Genomic DNA, 2,401 nt, shown 5'->3' with positions numbered 1-2,401 from the left:
CCGCTCTTCGGAACCGCTGACACTCTCAGCTGCAGCGGGCTCAGCTGCCGGCTCTGCCGCTGTTTCTCCGGCATTGAACTCCGGGGCCTTTTTTGAGATATACTTGCCGCACTGGGGACAGTGCTTGGCGTCATCCGCAATTTCATTACCACAGGCTGGACATTTCATATCTGCTGATCTCCATTCGTAAAACAACGCCGTTTTCGTTTTCCCCGGCTATCTCAAAAAAGGCTCAAAAAAAAGACTCATCGGCTCAAAAATACTCCTAAAAGCCGCATAGGCAGCCGTGCGTGACTTGCAGGACGGCTGAATACAGCTTAGCCGCCATTATAAACCATCCCGGAAACAATAAGAGAAACAGAAGAAGATAACGGAACGGAGCTCGCAAAAGCTCTGTCCCTGAAAAAGGCCGCTGCTCCCCTCAAAAGCCGGGCAATCAACTGCCGTCCTCTAATAAGAGCCGGAGTCCTAACGTCCCCGGACAGTCATTCTTTCAATAGCGCTCTTTACCTTAATGAAGTCGATGAGCATAAGGGCTTTAAAAATCAGGTCAAGAATAACGAGCGCCGCAAACGACAGGACGTAACTGCCTGTGCCCAACAGCAGCAATTCTGTTTCTCCATCAGTTGAATGCCCCATAAACATCTTCGAAAACTGATCCCACCACAAATTCAAAACATATATGAACGCAGCGCAATACATCAGGAAAAGAACTAAGAAAATCCAGAGAAACTTTACCCGCGATCTCACCTTGTCTATTCTTTCTGCAATGTATCTGTCCTCCCTGCAAAGCTCGCCGCATCTTCTGGCCAGAGACGGCGTCTTCAGCAAAATATAACCATACAAAATCAAACCGCCGACAGCAAAAAGCATCCGACTTCCAAAAATAAAAACGAGCATCATCGAACTCTTCAACGTCAGAAATATGCCCATCAGATCGATAAGGAAAAGCAACGCAGGCACCGACGCGCAGCCGATAATACAGCCTGAAATGATTTTCATTTCTTTCATCAGGGACAGGACCGCGGCGCTGTTACCGGAATCGCCGGCTCCACCCCTCTCAGCATTTCCGGCATAGGGATTCCCGCCCCGCCCGTCCGCAGGGAATCCGCAGTTACAGCAGAAGGAATGTCCCGGCTCCAGAGGAGTTTGACAGCAGAGACACAGCCGCTCCCCGGCAATGCCGGCGGGCTCAGCCGCTGCTTCACCGGCCTGAGACTCCGGCGCATTTCCAAAGAGATATTTGCCGCAAACGCGACAGTACTTATCATCATCCCCGGCATCACTGCCGCAAGCAGCGCACTTCATACTTATTGGTTCTCCTTGTGTGAACAGCTAATCATTGCGTCCGGTTTTCCGGACATGGCTTATCTCAGCGCATCTCATCGCGCCCAAAGCCCTTTCCGAAAATCGCTGCGGAATTGTTTCCGGATGGTGTTAAAACGCCTCCCGGCAAAGTGACATGCTTTGCGCCGGCATTGTGTTGCGATCCCTGGGTTTCCCGGAGCAAGAATTTGCGGGAGATCTTACACCAGACAGCCTTAAGCTGTGAGACATTTGCCCTGTTATGGCGGAGATTTTTCGGAAAATAAATACCCCGGTTGCCGGAAAGCCCGGTTCGGGCTCTTTAATTACGGGGCTTAAGAGGAATCACGAAATTCGTCCACTGTAAGACCGGGATTGAGGGGAGTTTTTTGCAGATTGCTTTGCGGGGTCAGGGATCTACAATGACCATAGCGGTAAGTTGGAACAGGGACGTTCCCAGGCGATCTTCAGGGAAGAAAGAGGCGCCGCCGCAGAAGCCGGCGACTGAGGTTGCGGTTTCGTCCTGGAACAGATGTTCCGGTGTCATCGGGGGCTCAAAACGAGTCCCCGTCCTTTTTTTGTCCGCAGGATAACAGCGAGAAGACATCCGGGGCCGGGACTGACAACGCCGGTGCATTTTTCGGAAAACTGCCTGAATAATTCCGGAGATTGGAAATTCTGCCCCTGTGAAATGCGGGATTCTCACTGTTCGCAAAGGGAAAAGACTCCGCCTTGTTCGTAAACGTTCTGACAATAATGCCTGCCCGGAAGGCGGCGTTCCGGATCATCCCTGCCAATCCGCATCCCCTGATTACTCAGTGTTCCGGCCATGATTTCATTAACGATTACCTGAGGTCTGACTCTGCTGGCAGCCGCAAAACCTGAAATGCCAAAGAACAAAAAAACAGCGCAAGCATCGGAAATCACCACCGGATACAGCGCTGTCTCCATCAGCAGAAAAGGTCAGCGAAAATACTGTCAGCGATATTTTTGCAGCAATACTTCAAACTCCTGATCCGTTACGCCGAGTCTTGCCATTGCCACCTCCCTTGAGATTAAGCCTGCTGTGCAAAAATCGATAACGGTTTTTTCCTCA

General features: G+C 51.0%; 2 protein-coding genes. Both read right to left on the bottom strand.

Annotated features, from left to right (window positions below):
• Positions 1–168 (bottom strand): zinc ribbon domain-containing protein (locus tag ACJROR_RS10025; protein WP_406546955.1); only part of this gene is annotated, 168 nt, incomplete at its 3' end.
• A gap of 300 nt (positions 169–468) precedes the next feature.
• Complete coding sequence (locus ACJROR_RS10020; protein ID WP_406546954.1) at positions 469–1,308, bottom strand: hypothetical protein; 840 nt, start codon at positions 1,306–1,308, stop codon at positions 469–471.
• Positions 1,309–2,401: the final 1,093 nt, after the last annotated feature.

This window comes from Succinimonas sp., assembly GCF_045225735.1.
Taxonomy (GTDB): domain Bacteria; phylum Pseudomonadota; class Gammaproteobacteria; order Enterobacterales; family Succinivibrionaceae; genus Succinimonas.
Note: the sequence above shows the minus strand (reverse complement) of the source record. Positions and strands in the feature narration are given on the sequence as shown.